Source organism: Musicola keenii, assembly GCF_014855505.1.
Taxonomy (GTDB): Bacteria; Pseudomonadota; Gammaproteobacteria; order Enterobacterales; family Enterobacteriaceae; genus Musicola; species Musicola paradisiaca.
Map to the genome: position 1 here is coordinate 146,903 of NZ_JAAWVW010000002.1, position 16,970 is coordinate 163,872.

General features: G+C 53.7%; 15 protein-coding genes and 2 pseudogenes. 5 read left to right on the top strand and 12 right to left on the bottom strand.

Annotated elements, in window-relative coordinates; all coding sequences use genetic code 11:
- Window positions 1-100 precede the first annotated feature (100 nt).
- Window positions 101-472 carry a hypothetical protein gene (locus tag HEP82_RS02955; RefSeq protein WP_243061602.1) on the bottom strand — a complete coding sequence of 124 codons (372 nt, stop codon included), beginning with the start codon at window positions 470-472 and terminating at the stop codon, window positions 101-103.
- A gap of 660 nt (window positions 473-1,132) precedes the next feature.
- On the opposite strand from HEP82_RS02955, the gene HEP82_RS02960 reads away from it, so the two are divergent.
- From HEP82_RS02960 to cmoB, 3 genes are all read left to right on the top strand, one after another.
- A complete protein-coding gene (locus HEP82_RS02960) occupies window positions 1,133-1,528 on the top strand; it encodes an MAPEG family protein (RefSeq protein ID WP_192456712.1) in 396 nt (131 codons plus the stop codon).
- A gap of 135 nt (window positions 1,529-1,663) precedes the next feature.
- The gene (cmoA, locus tag HEP82_RS02965; protein ID WP_192456713.1) at window positions 1,664-2,407 is read left to right on the top strand and encodes a carboxy-S-adenosyl-L-methionine synthase CmoA; all 744 of its coding nucleotides are present in this window, start codon (window positions 1,664-1,666) and stop codon (window positions 2,405-2,407) included.
- The gene (gene cmoB / locus HEP82_RS02970; protein ID WP_192456714.1) at window positions 2,404-3,375 is read left to right on the top strand and encodes a tRNA 5-methoxyuridine(34)/uridine 5-oxyacetic acid(34) synthase CmoB; all 972 of its coding nucleotides are present in this window, start codon (window positions 2,404-2,406) and stop codon (window positions 3,373-3,375) included. Before cmoA ends, cmoB begins: the two co-directional genes overlap by 4 nt.
- 84 nt (window positions 3,376-3,459) lie before the next feature.
- Here cmoB and HEP82_RS02975 read toward each other — a convergent pair whose 3' ends face one another.
- The 3 genes and pseudogenes from HEP82_RS02975 to HEP82_RS20195 all read right to left on the bottom strand — a co-directional run.
- A complete protein-coding gene (locus tag HEP82_RS02975) occupies window positions 3,460-3,720 on the bottom strand; it encodes a hypothetical protein (RefSeq protein ID WP_015853866.1) in 261 nt (86 codons plus the stop codon).
- A 253-nt stretch (window positions 3,721-3,973) separates the two neighbouring features.
- Window positions 3,974-4,181: pseudogene (locus tag HEP82_RS02980) on the bottom strand (IS1 family transposase); the annotation flags it as partial.
- Between the two features lie 21 nt (window positions 4,182-4,202).
- Window positions 4,203-4,256: pseudogene (locus HEP82_RS20195) on the bottom strand (hypothetical protein); the annotation flags it as partial.
- A 690-nt stretch (window positions 4,257-4,946) separates the two neighbouring features.
- Here HEP82_RS20195 and HEP82_RS02985 point away from each other — a divergent pair.
- On the top strand, window positions 4,947-5,294 hold the full coding sequence (locus HEP82_RS02985) for an ankyrin repeat domain-containing protein (RefSeq protein ID WP_192456715.1): 348 nt from the start codon (window positions 4,947-4,949) through the stop codon (window positions 5,292-5,294).
- Window positions 5,295-5,587: 293 nt separating this feature from the next.
- Here HEP82_RS02985 and cutC read toward each other — a convergent pair whose 3' ends face one another.
- Window positions 5,588-6,352 carry a copper homeostasis protein CutC gene (cutC, locus tag HEP82_RS02990; protein ID WP_192456716.1) on the bottom strand — a complete coding sequence of 255 codons (765 nt, stop codon included), beginning with the start codon at window positions 6,350-6,352 and terminating at the stop codon, window positions 5,588-5,590.
- Between the two features lie 371 nt (window positions 6,353-6,723).
- Entirely contained in the window at window positions 6,724-7,296 is a 573-nt protein-coding gene (locus HEP82_RS02995; RefSeq protein WP_192456717.1) for a VOC family protein, read from the bottom strand.
- A gap of 167 nt (window positions 7,297-7,463) precedes the next feature.
- On the opposite strand from HEP82_RS02995, the gene argS reads away from it, so the two are divergent.
- Window positions 7,464-9,194: an arginine--tRNA ligase gene (argS, locus tag HEP82_RS03000; RefSeq protein WP_192456718.1), complete on the top strand. Its 1,731-nt coding sequence runs from the start codon at window positions 7,464-7,466 to the stop codon at window positions 9,192-9,194.
- 69 nt (window positions 9,195-9,263) lie between these two features.
- Here the strand turns inward: argS and HEP82_RS03005 are convergent, their stop codons facing one another.
- From HEP82_RS03005 to rimJ, 6 genes are all read right to left on the bottom strand, one after another.
- Window positions 9,264-10,490 carry an EAL and HDOD domain-containing protein gene (locus HEP82_RS03005; protein ID WP_192456719.1) on the bottom strand — a complete coding sequence of 409 codons (1,227 nt, stop codon included), beginning with the start codon at window positions 10,488-10,490 and terminating at the stop codon, window positions 9,264-9,266.
- A gap of 410 nt (window positions 10,491-10,900) precedes the next feature.
- The gene (locus tag HEP82_RS03010) at window positions 10,901-12,493 is read right to left on the bottom strand and encodes a methyl-accepting chemotaxis protein (protein WP_192456720.1); all 1,593 of its coding nucleotides are present in this window, start codon (window positions 12,491-12,493) and stop codon (window positions 10,901-10,903) included.
- Between the two features lie 384 nt (window positions 12,494-12,877).
- Entirely contained in the window at window positions 12,878-14,413 is a 1,536-nt protein-coding gene (murJ, locus tag HEP82_RS03015) for a murein biosynthesis integral membrane protein MurJ (protein ID WP_192456721.1), read from the bottom strand.
- 214 nt (window positions 14,414-14,627) lie between these two features.
- Entirely contained in the window at window positions 14,628-15,545 is a 918-nt protein-coding gene (locus tag HEP82_RS03020; RefSeq protein ID WP_192456722.1) for a Gfo/Idh/MocA family protein, read from the bottom strand.
- Between the two features lie 40 nt (window positions 15,546-15,585).
- The gene (locus tag HEP82_RS03025; protein ID WP_192456723.1) at window positions 15,586-16,233 is read right to left on the bottom strand and encodes a YceH family protein; all 648 of its coding nucleotides are present in this window, start codon (window positions 16,231-16,233) and stop codon (window positions 15,586-15,588) included.
- 105 nt (window positions 16,234-16,338) lie between these two features.
- Window positions 16,339-16,923: a ribosomal protein S5-alanine N-acetyltransferase gene (rimJ, locus tag HEP82_RS03030; protein WP_015853875.1), complete on the bottom strand. Its 585-nt coding sequence runs from the start codon at window positions 16,921-16,923 to the stop codon at window positions 16,339-16,341.
- Window positions 16,924-16,970: the final 47 nt, after the last annotated feature.

Below are 16,970 nucleotides of genomic sequence, written 5' to 3' on the forward strand. Positions count from 1 at the left end.
CCACAAAGCAGGACTTCGCCCCCTCCCGGTCGGCTTGCGAAGGGCTTCACGGGGCAACCGCTTCTGGCCGCAATGTCAACCAGACAAGGCCCATCGGCCGTTAGCATGACGTCAGCATGGTGGGAGCCGTTTTTAATCCCCAGGCACGCGCACCTCGGGTAGTGTCCGCCAGCGTGTTGAATTCCAAATAAGACGCATCAATCATTTCATCAAAATCGTAAACAATATTGCCTGAATCCAGTCTTTTCTTATGACACTTAACAATTTCCGCCGCCAGAATATTCCCGGCGAGAGAAACAAAATTCACCACATATTTAATCCCCTTCAAATATTCACGAAAAAGAACCGATGCATTAACACTATTAAGCTTATTTTCCTTTTTTGATATTTGCTCACATGCGCGTTGTGTTTTTTCACAGCTATTACAAATAAACACACCGTCCGAACCTGCGCTTTCCAGTGGTTTTAACACGACTGGATAATGTTGAGCATCAAGCCATGCCTGTGCATCTTGCTATATACTGACGGCTATTTTCTGCGCCGTTTTCAGGCTGCCCGCCCGGAGTGTTTCGATCATATCGAGTTTATTGTGTCATTTTTTAAAAATTGCACGTTTATTCGTGCATGGATAGTGTATTTATTACCACAGGATTTTTTATTTTCATTGCATGATATAACAACCGTTATTTCTCAGCAGGCTCACATTATTATTAACAATAAAATAAAAATTCCCTTTTCATCATTAACAACGTCGTTCTGAATTTACCCCGGTGAACCCACCTATCGGTGAATAATGTTATTTTTAAGCGAAGATAAAAATGGCATCGATATTCACCGTATTTCGCGTTGTCGGTGCGCCGGCCGCTTTTCTGTAACGCGGAATAAAGAGGGAACGGGTATTAGGCATTCGGTTGACCCGCCGCGAAGATGACTGCATCAGCCCATCCCCCTGGTTGGGAAACGCGCCGGCCGCATGTTTGTGCATGCCATTTTTATTACGCCAGGGCCGCCGAGATGACTCCTTTCTCCACGAAAAATCACCTACAATACGCGCGCCTGTTTTATGCGGTGTCAGTCCGACGCCCCGGCTTTCGGCGCTGCGGACATGTTTGGTCAGGGAGTGGAGTGTAATATGGTCAGTGCGCTCTATGTGGTACTCGGCGCAATCTTGTTAATCAAATTGTCGATAGATGTGGTGAAACTGCGGATGCAGTACCGTGTGGCGTATGGCGATGGCGGTTTTTATGAACTGCAAACCGCGATCCGCGTCCACGGTAACGCAGTGGAATACATTCCTATCGGCGCCATTATGCTGGTGCTGATGGAGATGAACGGCGCCTTAAACGCCATGGTTCATCTGTGCGGCATTCTGCTGATGCTGGGTCGGCTGTGTCATTACTATGGTTTGCGGCATCGGGAGTTCGGTTGGCGGCGTTCCGGTATGTCGGCCACCTATGTGTCGTTGGTGCTGATGGTGGTGTTCAATCTCTATTATTTGCCCTGGGAGCTGGTGTTTACGCTGCGATAACCGCTTTAACCAGCAGCAGGAATACGCAACATCTGCGACGGTAAGGGCACACACCCTTACCGTCTTTCGTTCATCAACCGCCGCACTTTCTGCTAGAATACGCCCCTGTTCTTTTCCTGTGTGCTTGTTTCCGCTATGCCAAACCGCGATATGCTTTTTTCCGCCCCCATCGCCAACCTAGGCGACTGGACTTTTGATGAGCGCGTCGCTGAAGTCTTCCCCGACATGATTCAGCGCTCCGTTCCCGGCTACTCGAATATTATTTCCATGATCGGCATGCTGGCGGAACGCTTCGTCCGCCCGGATAGCCGGGTTTACGATCTGGGATGCTCACTGGGCGCCGCGACACTATCAATGCGCCGCAACATTCATGTCCCCGGCTGCCGGATTATCGCCGTCGATAACTCGCCCGCCATGGTGGAGCGTTGCCGTCGCCATATCGAAGCCTTTCGCGCCGACACCCCGGTAGATGTGTGCGAAGCCGATATCCTCGACACCGACATCCATAATGCCTCGCTGGTGGTGCTTAACTTCACCTTGCAATTCATCACGCCGGAGCAGCGTTTGCTTCTGCTTCGCCGTATTTGGCAAGGGTTGCGCCCCGGCGGCGCGCTGGTGCTGTCGGAAAAATTCAGCTTTGAAGACGCCGCCATCGGCGAACTGCTGTTCAATATGCACCTGGACTTCAAACGCGCTAACGGCTACAGCGAGCTGGAGATCAGCCAAAAACGCAGCATGTTGGAAAACGTCATGATCACCGACTCGGTGGAAACCCACAAAGCTCGGTTGCGGGAAGCCGGTTTCGCCCACAGTGAAGTCTGGTTCCAGTGCTTTAACTTCGGCTCGCTGGTGGCGATAAAACCCGAGGACGCCGCATGATCGATTTCGGCCGTTTCTATCAGCAGATCGCCATCGGGCCGCTCAGCCATTGGCTGAATACGCTGCCGGCCCAAATTAGCGAGTGGCAGCAGTCATCGCTGCACGGCGGGTTCAGGCAATGGCTCAATTCCGTGGAACATCTGCCAACCTTAACGCCAGATCGGCTCGAACTGGTCGATGGCGTCAGCGCCGCTATGAATACGCCGCTGTCCGAAGGACAACGTCTGGGCATCGAGCGCTTGCTGCGCAACCTGATGCCATGGCGCAAAGGCCCGTTTTCGCTCTATGGCGTCGATATCGATACCGAATGGCGTTCCGATTGGAAGTGGGATCGCGTTGCGCCGCACATCAGCCCGCTGCAGGATCGGCTGATTCTGGATGTCGGCTGCGGCAGCGGCTATCACCTGTGGCGTATGATTGGCGCCGGCGCCCGCATGGCCGTGGGTATCGATCCCACCCAACTGTTCCTGTGCCAATTTGAAGCGGTGCGTAAATTGCTGGGCGATGACCCGCGTGCGCACCTGCTACCGCTCGGTATCGAGCAGTTGCCGGCGCTCAATGCGTTCGACACCGTGTTTTCCATGGGCGTGCTCTATCACCGCCGTTCGCCGCTCGATCATCTCTGGCAATTGAAAAACCAGCTAGTCTCCGGCGGCGAATTGGTGCTGGAAACACTGGTAGTGGAAGGTGACGAGCATTGCGTGCTGGTGCCGGGCGAACGTTACGCCCAAATGCGCAACGTCTATTTCCTGCCGTCGGCTGCCGCACTCACTCAGTGGCTGGAGAAATGTGGTTTTCGCGACATCCGCGTCGTGGATCAATGTGTAACCACCGTGCAGGAACAGCGCCGCACCGACTGGATGATCAGCGAGTCGCTGGCCGATTTTCTCGACCCCGCAGACCACAGCAAAACGCTGGAAGGCTACCCCGCACCGTTGCGGGCGGTGCTGGTGGCGCAGAAGCCATAAAAACGCTGGCCGTCATCGGTAAATGGCGGCCAGACCGGTGAAAAAGGTGCTGCTCCTGCGCCATACGCAGAATACTGTTGCGACTTATGCGTTAGCGGTTTTAACGATGAGGTTGATGGCCTCTTCTTCGGTCATCGTTCCCTGTTGAATATCAGCCGGGATCTCTTCACCGTTGGTTTCATTTAATAACACAGTATGCCCGGCGGTATGCAATTCGCCGGAGACCGCATCACCCCGCTCAATATCGTAGTTCTCCTTTAATTTAGCGACGATAAACGCGCCATCAGGATCGCGGATAACGATGAAACCAATGCGATGTTCATGATGCACAACGATTCCACGCATAGCAGGATTCCTTATTCCACAGTAAGAGTGTTGAGCATAGCACCTGCCAACGGAAATAAACGCTAAGTGCATAACAATTCATGCTTATACCCTGGTTCTGTTGCGTTCTTATCGAAAGCGATGGCTAAAAAGCGCACAACGCCACGAAGGCGGGTGAAACAAGCCTTATGACACACTGCGCACTGACGTTTTTCCCGATGATGCAGGGAGCCTGCTGCCGCCTGAACGAGGATCGTCTAAAGCGGAATCTCGCTTAGCTACGCCCAGGTAATGACGCCAATGAGTAGAACATATGTTTTTCAATGAACGCACCGATGACTTTTTCATGCGGTTCAATCGAGCGTGAAAAACAGCGTGTTTTCCGGGCTCGATGTTTAATGTACGTCCTCATCGCTGATTATTATTCCGATGTTAAACGGCGTAAGAAGAGCCAATAATTCACGGCAGCGAGATCTGTCACGACCTTTAGGGTTCAGCCCATGGCGATAAACCTGAGCAAACTGACAACGGGGGAAATAAACATTAACACTGACCATGAGAAAACCTTAAAAGCGCGCATTAGATGTCGCAATCAACTCATTGGGGGCATTGCCCACGTGTGATTATATTAATACTTGCAGCGCTTTTCTGGATTATCATTAATAAGAAAATTCATTAATTAGAAAACGCATAAGACACAAGTGATATGGGAAACCATGTAAACAATACCGATCTATTGAATAAATCAGATCGCCAGCAATCATCGCTGTCACATCGCTAACTGCCAGATAATAGCCACACCTTCTGGCATGCGACGTGGAAAATGGCATGGGTCGGTTGATAGCACCTGTGAGCGTTTTGTCTATATACTTTCCAGAAGAGTAAACCAACGATTCAATCCGTGCGTTAGCACGCATGGTAACGAGCAGTTATCGGCTGATTGACGACCTCATGTATGACGACATCACTTGCCTGCAATATATTGCAAAAGACACCGTAGCCGTATGAGCCCGAGACAGTTTTAAAATCAGAACCTCGCTGAGGATCGCATCCATATGATGTAAATAAACTCACACCGTATTCGCTAGTAGCAGAATACCCAAATTATGTCATTACCGTTATTTCTTCTCCAGAAAATAAATAAACTAAACCATCGTAGATAGCTGTTTAAATTAACAGATAACTCATCCGAGTTAATGTTGATATCATTCCCTTGTATTTTTAACGAACAAAACTCTGGGTGTGTTATGAAATCAATTTTATCATTTGTGTTTTTTATTTTATTCTCTTCCTCCGTCTTGGCAAATGAGAACGACAATGTGGGCAATCTCATATGGTCAGGAGAGAATATAGAAGTCATTAAAATAATTAATAACAATCCTAAATTAGTTAACGTAAAAAACTCTAATGGTTATACTCTTCTGCACTTGGCTAGCATGGTCGGTAATACAGCAATTGTTTCATTTATCATCAGCAAAGGTGCAAATGTTAATGCGCCAGATGGGGAAGGATACAGTCCATTAACGAGGGCTATAGCTAATAATCATCAAGATATCGTTGATATTTTAATAAAGAATGGCGGAAAGGAATTATAACCGTTACTCACCGCATAGATTATATTTTATTATCCGGTCAAGCTCGTTTCAGCGAACTTTTTAGTCAATATTGCCGATATTACCGCTGCTACCGAGCTTCTTATCGATAACGCTGAAAAACCGCCGCAACGGTAGTGAAAAAAAGCCCCGGCAACACGCCGGGGCCTGGTACTCGCAAGCAGACCGTAAGGGGAATGCTGCGCGGCAAACGTTTTCTGTCTCAACGGCCTGCGTGACGGCATCACCGCCGCCTGTTTGTGGCTGAGGGTTCGCCGCAACGACACCGACCGCAATCACCCGCTGGAAAGCGGAACATCAATGGATGATGGGCTCAGCGCATTCTTCATCGCCGCGACCATGTCGCCATCCACGCAATAGTGCTGGAATTCGTCCATATCGCCTTCAGTACACAACGTCACCCCGACTTTGCGGTAACGCATCGACGACGGCAACCAGCGCCCGGCCGAACTGTGCACCTCCTGAATACCGCAATCGCGGAACTTGTGCAGGTTGGTCAAACGCACGCCGGAGCCAGCCATAATGATTGGACTCCGGCTGACATCATTAAGTTCCCGTAACAGCCGCAATCCGTTTTCGGCGCTGGGTTGTTGGCCGGAAGTCAGCACACGCGCCACGCCCAAATCCGCCAATTGATCAATCGCATGCCGAGGATTGAGACACATATCGAATGCACGGTGAAACGTCACCGCCAACCCGCTGCAATGCGCCATCACCCGCCGCATCCGCAGCAGATCGATGTGGCCTTCCTCATCCAGCACCCCAACCACCAAACCGGGGAACCCCATTTCACGGATTTGATCGATGTCATAAAGCATCGCGGCGAACTCACGGCTGCTGTAGCAGAAATCGCCGCCGCGCGGACGCACCATCGGATGAACCGGAATACTCAGCGTTTCCCGCGCCTGACGTAGTACACCGTACCCGGGCGTCAGTCCGCCTTCCCGCAATCCGGCGCACAGTTCAATCCGATCCGCGCCGGCCTGCTCAGCCGTCAACGCGCAATCAATGCTGTAACAACACACCTCCAGTTTTGGCATACCCTCCTCCCACAAATATGGCCATTTACAGCGGCGATCACCACGCGCATCTTCGCGTGAAGCGTGGTGGCCGACAGCTGTATCCGCCCAAAAATCAACATGATAAAAAACCGGGCGTTCCGCTTGCACGCAACACAGGCACAAGGCGGAAACGCGGCGTGCGTTCCCACGGTCGAAGGCTATCGGGAATGTTTTTGATAGCGGGGAATCTGTTCCGGCTAACTATGGCATCGGCCCCGACCTGAGGAAGAGAGCCGCATCACACTGGTTTGGGCATTTCGCTGCAAAATATGAGCCACGACACAATTTATCAGCCATACCATGCAGTTAAGCCTGAAAGCAGCGCGCTTATTAAGCGGCGCACTTATATCTCACCCGCCGCGTGTCGCGTCTTCATCCTGCTCGCTGGCGACAACATCCTGGATCCTATACGGATGAAACTTGAGCGTTACACTACCGTTCGTCACCGCCAGCGTAGGATTGGGTAAACGTTCCTGTTCCCCCTGTGGATGGCTGAATTTCAGTTTGATACCCGGCGCCCGCAGCGCCTCGTCCGACAAGCTTGCCAGCGCGCGCTGATGCAGCGTGGCTGGATCGCCGGGCAACACCAGTTCCACATGCTCCCAGCCTTCGTGCGGATAGTGACGGTTGCCGGGCCACGGCAGTTCCACACAGTCGATCCGCCACGGCCCGACCGTAAGCGGCTGGTGCAAAGTGAACAAACAGATGGGGCGTCCGTTAATGGTCTTTTCCGACAGCAAGGTTCCGCTCGTCAGTAACGCTTCGCGCCAGCGCTCCGCCGTACTGTATTGGTGACAACGCAGCGCAAGGTGATCCGCCTGAAAATCCGCCAGGTTCAGTTGCAGTTGCGCCGCCAACTGCCAGAGTTCGTTTTCAAAGCGGGACAGATCGTCGCGTAATGATGCGGGTAGCAGTGCAGTCATAGATTCCTCATCCGGGTAAAAAAATATGGGCGCCAATCTACACATTCCCCCCGAGCGTCGCCATCTTTAATTCCCTGTACAGCCGCGCCCGGCCGGGGTTGTGCTGCTGACGAGCCAACCTATTTGTGATATAAAAGGCAGCTTATTTTGTCAATTAAGGTACCCCGGTGAATATTCAGGCTCTTCTTTCCGAAAAAGTCCGTCAGGCAATGGTTACGGCGGGCGCGGGCGCTGACTGCGAAGCGATGGTTCGCCAGTCAGCCAAGGCACAGTTTGGCGATTATCAGGCCAATGGCATCATGGCTGTGGCTAAAAAACTGGGCATGCCGCCGCGCCAGTTAGCCGAACAGGTAGTACAGCTGCTGCAACTGGACGGCATCGCCGCCAAAACGGAAATCGCCGGGCCCGGCTTTATCAATATTTTCCTCGACCGCCAGTGGCTGTCCGCGCAGCTGGAGCACGCGCTGAGCGCGCCGAAGCTGGGCATCGCCGGTGTGGAACCGCAAACCATCGTCATCGATTATTCCGCCCCCAACGTCGCCAAAGAGATGCACGTCGGCCATCTGCGCTCCACCATCATCGGCGATGCAGCAGTTCGTACGCTGGAGTTTCTCGGCCACAAGGTGATCCGCGCCAACCACGTCGGCGACTGGGGCACCCAGTTCGGCATGCTGATCGCTTATCTGGAAAAAGTGCAGAACGAGCATGCCGGCGATCTGGAACTCTCCGATCTGGAAGCCTTCTATCGGGAAGCGAAAAAGCATTACGACGACGATGCCGCCTTCGCCGAGCGTGCGCGCGGCTACGTGGTGAAACTGCAAGGCGGCGATGAATACTGTCGCACCCTGTGGCGCCGGCTGGTGGATATCACCATGAGCCAAAACCAGCGCAATTACGATCGCCTCAACGTCACGCTGACCAAAGATGATGTCATGGGCGAAAGCCTGTACAACGATATGCTGCCGGGCATCGTCGCTGATCTGAAAGCCAAAGGTCTGGCAGTGGAAAGCGAAGGCGCCACCGTGGTCTATCTGGAAGAGTTCCGGAACAAGGAAGGTGAGCCGATGGGCGTCATCATCCAGAAAAAGGACGGCGGCTACCTTTACACCACCACCGACATCGCCTGCGCCAAATACCGGTACGAAACGCTGAACGCCAACCGCGTGCTGTATTACATCGACTCCCGTCAGCATCAGCATCTGATGCAGGCCTGGACTATCGTGCGCAAAGCCGGTTACGTACCGGATGCCGTCAGCCTGGAACACCACATGTTCGGCATGATGCTGGGCAAAGACGGCAAGCCGTTCAAAACCCGCGCCGGCGGCACCATCAAGCTGTCCGAGTTACTGGATGAAGCCTACGACCGCGCTCTGGCGCTGATTGCCGAGAAAAACCCGCAAATGGAGCGTGCCGAGCTGGAACAACTGGCGCAAGTGGTTTCCGTCGGCGCGGTGAAATACGCCGACTTATCCAAAAGCCGCACCACTGACTATGTGTTTGACTGGGATAACATGCTGGCGTTCGAAGGCAACACCGCGCCGTATATGCAATATGCCTATACCCGCGTGGCGTCCATTTTCAAACGCGCCGGGGTGGACGACGGCAGCCTGACGCAACCGATCAGACTGGATGATGAACGCGAGCTGGCGTTGGCGACCCGCCTGCTGCAATTTGAAGAAACCATCACTACCGTGGCCCGTGAGGGTACGCCGCACGTCATGTGCGCCTACCTGTACGATCTGGCCGGGCTGTTCTCAAGTTTCTATGAACACTGCCCAATCCTCAACGCCGACAGCGACAGCGTGCGTCAGAGCCGCCTGAAGCTGGCGCAGCTCACGGCGATGACGTTGAAAACCGGGTTGGACACGCTGGGTATCCAGACCGTCGACAAGATGTAATCGTCACCGGGCCGACGCCATTGCCGTCGGCCCGAATCCCTCACTCTGTGTTGTCACCCTTCGCAACGGCTAAATACTGAATTCATCCGCCCACCGGGTTGCGCTGTCCATTGCCGTAATGACACAGTGATCCGACAGTTGCATCAACTTCGCCATCTCGCCGACGCCCGCCCATAACCCTTGTTCATACAGTTGCGACAGCCGTAATAGCGCGTAAAGTTTGCCTTCATGATGAAGCAAGGCCCTGGAAGCCGCTTCAGACAGGGTGATGTGCCCAAAGACATCCTCCAGCGACACATCCAGGATCACGTCCAGTAGCGAAAACAACCCACATAAAAACGCATCCTGTACGGAAGAATGCCACCCCACTCGCTCAGCCACCAACTCGCAGAATCGCCCGCGGGTCAAACTCACTTGATAGAGTTCCTCCACCTCGATATCACCTGCAACGGATAAACAGGCAATAGCCACAAAACGGCGCAGTTCATTCTTACCGAGGTACATGGCGATATCTTTCAACGACAGGCATTTAAAATTACTGGCGCCGACCGTCCGGTATAAAATATTTTTTGCGTAGCGCATGACTTTATAGGAAAGAGAGACATCGCCCTTAATCAACATCTCAACTCTCTTAAAATCAATCTCTTCGGCGCTTACCGCTTTTATCAATTGGAATGTGGCGATCTCATTCTGTGATAACCTGCGATTTTTGATCACTTCCGGCTTGCTAAAAAAATAGCCTTGAAAAAGATCAAATCCATATTTTTTATATCGCTCAAACTCGGCATGCGACTCTATTTTTTCAGCCAGCAACGTCACATGGTCTATTTTTTTACCCTGTTTACTGAGATAGCGGTCAATATCATTAAACTCAGTATCCTGCACATCAAATTTTATGATGTGAATGTAGGGGATGAAGCGATCCCAGGCACTGTCTAAAGAGAAGTCATCCAGTGCGATGCGAAACCCATCATCATGTAATTTTCGCACCGCCTTCAATAAGTCATCATCAGGCGTCGCCTGCTCTAATACTTCAATCACCACTTTGTTACGCGGCAACGCATGCGCGACGCCGTTAACAATTAATTGATAGGGAAAATTAATGAATGCGGAATGATGCCCAACCAGGCGGGACGGCGCCGCACACAGGAACTGATCCGAAATGATCTGGGCCGTCGCATACTCGGAGGGCACATTGGGAAAGGCATTGGTCAAGCCATTTCTAAAAAAAATCTCATAGGCTACCGTATTCAGGTGCCTGTCAAAGATAGGCTGCCGCGCAACGAATGAATACATGTATCCCCCGGTTATTGGCTATATTGCATGCAAAAGAAAGTACATGCGTAAGAGAAAATATTTATCATCATACCTTCTTGTTTTATTTATCACGGCCGAAATTAATTTCTCTTTATACCCAACTCATCATTATGTTATTCACTCACGCTGCGCTATAAAAATGATATTTATTATCACGTTCTATTTTCTGATAGGTATTAATTTACCTTGTAAACTATAGCCAGATAATCTCGCATTATCTATACCTGAATAATAAGAACTTATATTTTGACTCTAATCACACATTGTTGAAACAATTGCTCACTCATTCAACCAATAACTTGGCGTTATTCACGAACAATAGTGATGAAATCGCTGGCCCATTCACGCCAGAGACGCGACGTTACCGCCGCGTCTCTGGCACCCGTCGGTTATTTCATCCCTAACGCCAACCGAGACGACAAAGCCTCATCCGACGATGCGTGTGCCCCCCCCTCTCTCAGTCGGAACGTTTCCACCAACTGACGCAATCTCGTCGCCTGATCGTTAAGCGATTCCGCCGCCGACGACGCCTGTTCCACCATCGCGGCGTTCTGCTGCGTCACCGCCTCCATCTGGTTGATCGCTACGTTGATCTGGCTGATGCCGCGGCTCTGCTCTTCCGACGCCAGCGACATTTCACCCACCAGCGATGACGTATTCGTGATCAGGGTTTTGACATTACCGATGGCCTCGCGCACATCATCCGCCTGCTGCGAGCCGTTTCTCACTGCCGCAATGGCATTGTCTATCAACGTTTTGATTTCTCTGGCGGCGGAAGAGGAACGTTGTGACAACGTGCGTACTTCGCCTGCCACCACGGCGAAGCCGCGGCCGTGCTCGCCGGCGCGCGCTGCTTCCACCGCTGCGTTCAACGCCAGAATATTGGTCTGGAAAGCGATGCCTTCGATCAGGTTGGTGATCTCCGCCACTTTTTCCGACCCGGAAGCAATGCCTTTCATCGCCTGCATCATGCGTTCAACCGACTCATCGCCGTGGGTCACGGCCTCCGCCGCCTTCAGGCCCAGACTGTTGGCCTGCCGGGCATTTTCGACGTTGCTTTCCACGGTGGAGGAGATTTCATGCATGCTGGCGGCGGTTTGCGCCAGTGACGCAGCCTGTTCTTCGGTACGGGACGACAGATCAATGTTCGCCGCGGCAATCTCGCTGGATGCGGTCGCCACACTTTCGCTGGACATCCGCACATCCGCCAACACGGTAGCGAAACGGTCGGTCAGGTTGTTGAGCGCTTGCGCAGTCTTGCCGATTTCATCATGACGGCTGTCGTCTGCTCTCAACGTGAGATCGAGATTGTCGCTGATCGTCAGCAAGGTATGTTGCAGATGATTCAGGCTGCGACGGACATACAGCAAAATCATCAACGCCAGCGTACCGGCCACCGCCACCGAGGCAACGATCAGGCCGACAAAGGTATACAGCGCAGTGTTATAACTCGCCTCATTAGATTTTTCCTGTGTATCGGCCAGCGTCAGGTTGTAATCACGTTGATCCTGCAAAGCTTTAATCAATGCCTGTTCAACCTGCTTTTTAGTATTTTCCGCGGCGGTATCCGTGGTGTTCTGCTGGATTCCGCCTTTATAAACATTATCAATAGCCTGACGGTACAACGTCAGTTGTTGAATGATGTAATCGGTCATCTGCGCATCGTGCGCATCGGCAATATAGTTCTGCTTGTAGTCTGCCATGAGCTTATCCACGCTTGTCAGCTTGTCCAGCGTGGATTTCAACAGCGCCACACGTTGCCCCTGATCCTCCATGTTGCTCAGCGAACTGAGCGATGCCCGTACTTCACGCACATTGATGTTCGAATTAGACAATAAAGTGAGACTGGGCAACGTATTTCCCGTGACGTATTCAACCCGATCCTTTGAATCCCCAAGCGCTTTAATGCCATACCCGCCCACACCGATGAGCGACAGTACGAAAATAGTGATAGCTATTGTTAATTTCTGGAAAATCGTCATCTTCTTTTCCTTTATTTACATACGGTTATTGTGTTTCTTATTTAAAGTATCAGTAATGTATGCACTGATAACTTGTTATCGACAAAACATTGCACTTAATTAGTTAAATGAATCAATAAAACAGTCACATAACAGCAATTCATTCGCACAAATAACGCATAATTTCGGGCCTATATTCCGCAATTGATTTATACAACTTGGTGTAGCACTGATCAGTAATGCTAAACAAATTGCTAAATGTCAGGCGATGTGCTGTTTTTTCAGGAAACAAGAGGACAAAGAAAGGAAAACAAACGGCAACTCATCGTCCCGCAAACGACCGATAAGGCCGCCGGCGGGATATGAAGGAAACTCGGGAAAGGGGAAACAGGTAATAGAAAAGGCTTAGACGCTGCGGCGGGCGAAATCCCGCGGGCGGAATCCCAGTAGCGCCAGCACGGCGAAATAACTGCCGCCGCCGGCTGCCACCACCGCCATCAGCCGTAGCAGACGCGCCGCCATACCGCCCTGATCCCAGGCGGGCATCCAATAGCACATCAGCACCAACACCAGCGCCATACTCACCACGGCGATCGCCTGTTTCGCCAGAAATGACGTCCACCCCTGCTGCGGCTGGAACAAGCGCTGACGACGCAGCTGCCAGTACAGCAGCGCAGCATTAATGCAGGACGCCAGCCCGATGGAAAGCGCCAGCCCGGCATGCTGCAACGGCCCGATAAACACCAGATTCATCAGTTGGGTCATGGCCAGCGTCACCATCGCGATTTTCACCGGCGTTTTGATGTCCTGCCGCGCATAAAACCCCGGCACCAACACTTTAACCAGAATCAATCCCATCAAGCCGACGGAGTAAGCGACCAGTGCGCGCTGGGTCATCAGCGCGTCAAAGGCGCTGAACTTGCCATATTGGAACAGCGCCACCGTCAGCGGCTGCGCCAACACGCCAAGCGCTACCGTCGCGGGCAACGCCAGCAAAAAGCACAGCCGCAGCCCCCAGTCCAGCAGACGCGAATACTCCACCTGATCGCCGCTGGCGACGCTTTTCGACAATGACGGCAACAGAATAGTGCCCAACGCCACACCTAACACGCCGGAGGGAAACTCCATCAGCCGGTCGGCGTAATACATCCAGGACACCGCGCCCTGGCTGAGGAAAGAGGCGAAGATGGTATTGATGATCAGCGAAATCTGACTGACGGAAACACCGAGTATGGCGGGTGCCATCAGCTTCATCACCCGTGCGACGCCAGGCTCGCGCCATTTGATGCGCGGCAGTACCAGCATGCCTATTTTTTTCAGATGCGGCAGTTGATAACCCAGTTGCAGCACGCCGCCGACCACCACCGCCCACCCCAACGCCATCACCGGTGGATGAAACAGCGGCGCGCCGAACAGCGCAAAAGCGATCATACTGACGTTGAGCAGCGTCGGCGCAAATGCCGGCACGGAAAACCGGTTCCAGGTATTCAACACCGACCCCACCATCGACGTCAGCGAGATCAGCAAAATATAAGGAAAGGTGACACGCAACAGCGCCGCAGTGAGCGCAAAACGATCCGGCGTATCGGCAAATCCCGGCGCAGTAATCATGATCACCCAGGGCGCAGCCAACATACCCGCCACCGTCACCAACGCCAGCACCAGCGTCAACATCCCGGCGATGTAAGCTAAAAAGGTACGGGTCGCCTCTTCACCTTGTTGATTCTTGTATTCCGCCAAAATGGGAACAAACGCTTGGGAAAACGCGCCTTCGGCAAAAATACGCCGCAGCAGGTTGGGCAGTTTGAAGGCCACGAAAAATGCATCGGTCGCCATACCGGCGCCAAACACGCGGGCGACGATCGCGTCGCGCACAAACCCCAGCACTCGGGAAACCATGGTCATGGAACTGACCGCGGCCAGTGATTTCAGTAAATTCATTCGCTTTTTCTGGATAGGGAAATCGGGGATACCGGACGCCGCCGCAACATCACGGGCGGCGCGGCTCAAGGACTGCCGGCGGTCGCCCCGCCGGACGCCACCGGTATCGCTGCGTCGCAGGCGGAAACAAACCGCGCTCCCGCCTGATAGTGTGGCCTAGTCTACGCATTGCGTGTTCAATAGCTACCGAACAAACGCGCGACTGCGTTCTTTTTCAGCATTTTCCCAGCAGGCTGTCCACCAGGCGCTGCGCGCGCAGCGCCTGATCGCCGCTGGTTAACGGCGGCGTCTGCGATACCACCGAGTTGACGAAATGCGTAATCGCCCCCGCGAACCCCCGCTGCTCCAGCGTGCTCTGCCAAGACGGCGCCGGCCGCTGTACGATTACGCCGTCCCGCTCCTCTTTCCAGTCGTGCAGATTTTCCACCTGATACCAGCCGCCCGCGCCCACCCACTGTAGCGCTTCGCGGCCAGTACCCGCCTGTCGGTGCATACTGGTCGTCACCAGACAGTCACCCGCCTGAAAGTGATGCTCTGCGTAGATCAGCGCACCCTGCGGCGTACAGCGCAGCGTGCCGCCGTTCAGCGATGCGTCGGCCGATCTCGACAGCCACAGCGCGGTATCCACCACATGCAGATAATCATCCAACAGGGTAAACGCCGCCGACTGCGGGCCAACGTGGTCGATGCGGTGTTTCTCCATCCGCAGACTGTCCGGCGACGGCACCAACGCCGCCAATTGTCGGTACAGCGGCGCGAACCGTCGATTAAAACCGACCATCAGCATCAGGCGGCGCTTCGCCGCCAGCGCCACCAGCGCCTCAGCCTGCGCCAGCGTTTCCGCCAGCGGTTTATCGACATACACATGCACGCCCGCCATCAGCAAAGCGTGCACCACCTCGTAATGGGTCGCGGTGCTGCTGTGCACGAACACCGCATCGCACTGTTCGGCCAGCGCGGACAAACTCGCGGCACACGGCATTCGATACTGCCCGCAGATCTGGTGTGCCTTCTGCTGATTGGGCGAATACGCGCCCGCCAGTGTCCAGTTCAGCTGCTGCGACAGCACCGGCAAATAGGCCTTACGGGCGATATCGCCCAGCCCCACCATCCCGATACGTAGCGATGACATCGGCGATCCTCAATGATTATTCGGTTAACGGCCGACGCGCTCAGGCGTCCGAAGGTTGGCGCAGCGCCGCCAGTTGCTGGCGTAACGCTGCCACTTCCTGTTCAAGCATCTCCACCCGCGCCAGCAAGGACGCGCTTTCCGGCGTGCGCTCCGTGTCGGGTTCGGGATCGCCGCTTACATCGCCGCTGAACAGGTGCATAAACCGGCTTTCGCGCTTGCCGGCTTCCCGCGCCAGCCGCACCACGAACGGCCCGTCCTCACGTGCGGACAGCTGTTGCAGGGTGTTTTCCACATCTGACACGTCGCTGAACTCATACAGCCGCGCCGCCCGGGTACGCAATTCGCCCGGCGTTTGCGCGCCGCGCAGCAACAGGGTGGCGACCAACGCCACTTGCGCCGCCGAGAATTTCAGATCGCCGAATTCCGAGTTGCAGAACCGATGCTCATATTTCATCACCCGGTTGCCGAAGCCGCTTACCGTGCGCAGGAAATGCCGTTTCACCAACACATCCAGCGTTTGCTGCACCTCGGTTTCGCTCAAGTCCATCACCGGCTCGCGGTTGGTTTTCTGGTTGCAGGCGGCCGTCAGGCTGTTCAGCGACAGCGGATACTGCTCCGGCGTGGTGATCTGTTTCTCCAGCATACAGCCGATCACTCTGGCTTCACGGGTATTCAACTCGTATTTCATTCGCGTGCTCCTTGTGCATTATCGGGGCGAAGTTCAGGATCCGCCGACGCCGGACGGCGCGTCGACGCTATCGTTACTCATCGGGAAACCGGGACGGGGCGCGGCCTAACGCATAGGCGTCCACTCGGTATTGGTCAGGGCGGTCAGTACGTGATCCTGCCATTTGCCATCAATCAGCAAATAGTTTTTGGCGTAACCTTCTTTTTCAAAACCCAACCGAGCCAGCAGATCGCCACTACGGTGGTTATGTGGCATGTAGTTGGCCATGATGCGGTGCATATGCTGCTGGCGCAGCATGTAACGCAATGACGCCTGCAACGCTTCATACATCAGCCCCTGCCCCTGCCACTTCGCCGACAACGAGTAGCCGAGATAGCAAGCGTGAAACGCGCCGCGCAACACATTGCTGTAATTAGCCACGCCGCGCACTTCGTTTTCATCCGGGTCAAGCAGCAAAAAATAGTAAGCGCTGCCCTGTTTATGCATGTCGGTAATCACGCTCAAGCGCGCCTGCCAGCCGGAAGGATAGCAGTGACTGGCGTCACGCACCGGCTCCCAGGGCTTCAGAAATTCCCGATTCTCCGCATAGTATTCAGCCAGACGCCAGGCATCTCGCTCATGTGCCAGACGGACTACAAGCCGGTCTGTCACCAGACGGACTTTCGTTGACGCGGAACGGTAGCCAAACATGTCTCCCCCCAGGCGGACAGATTGTCGATAGGTCAAATGTATTGCAC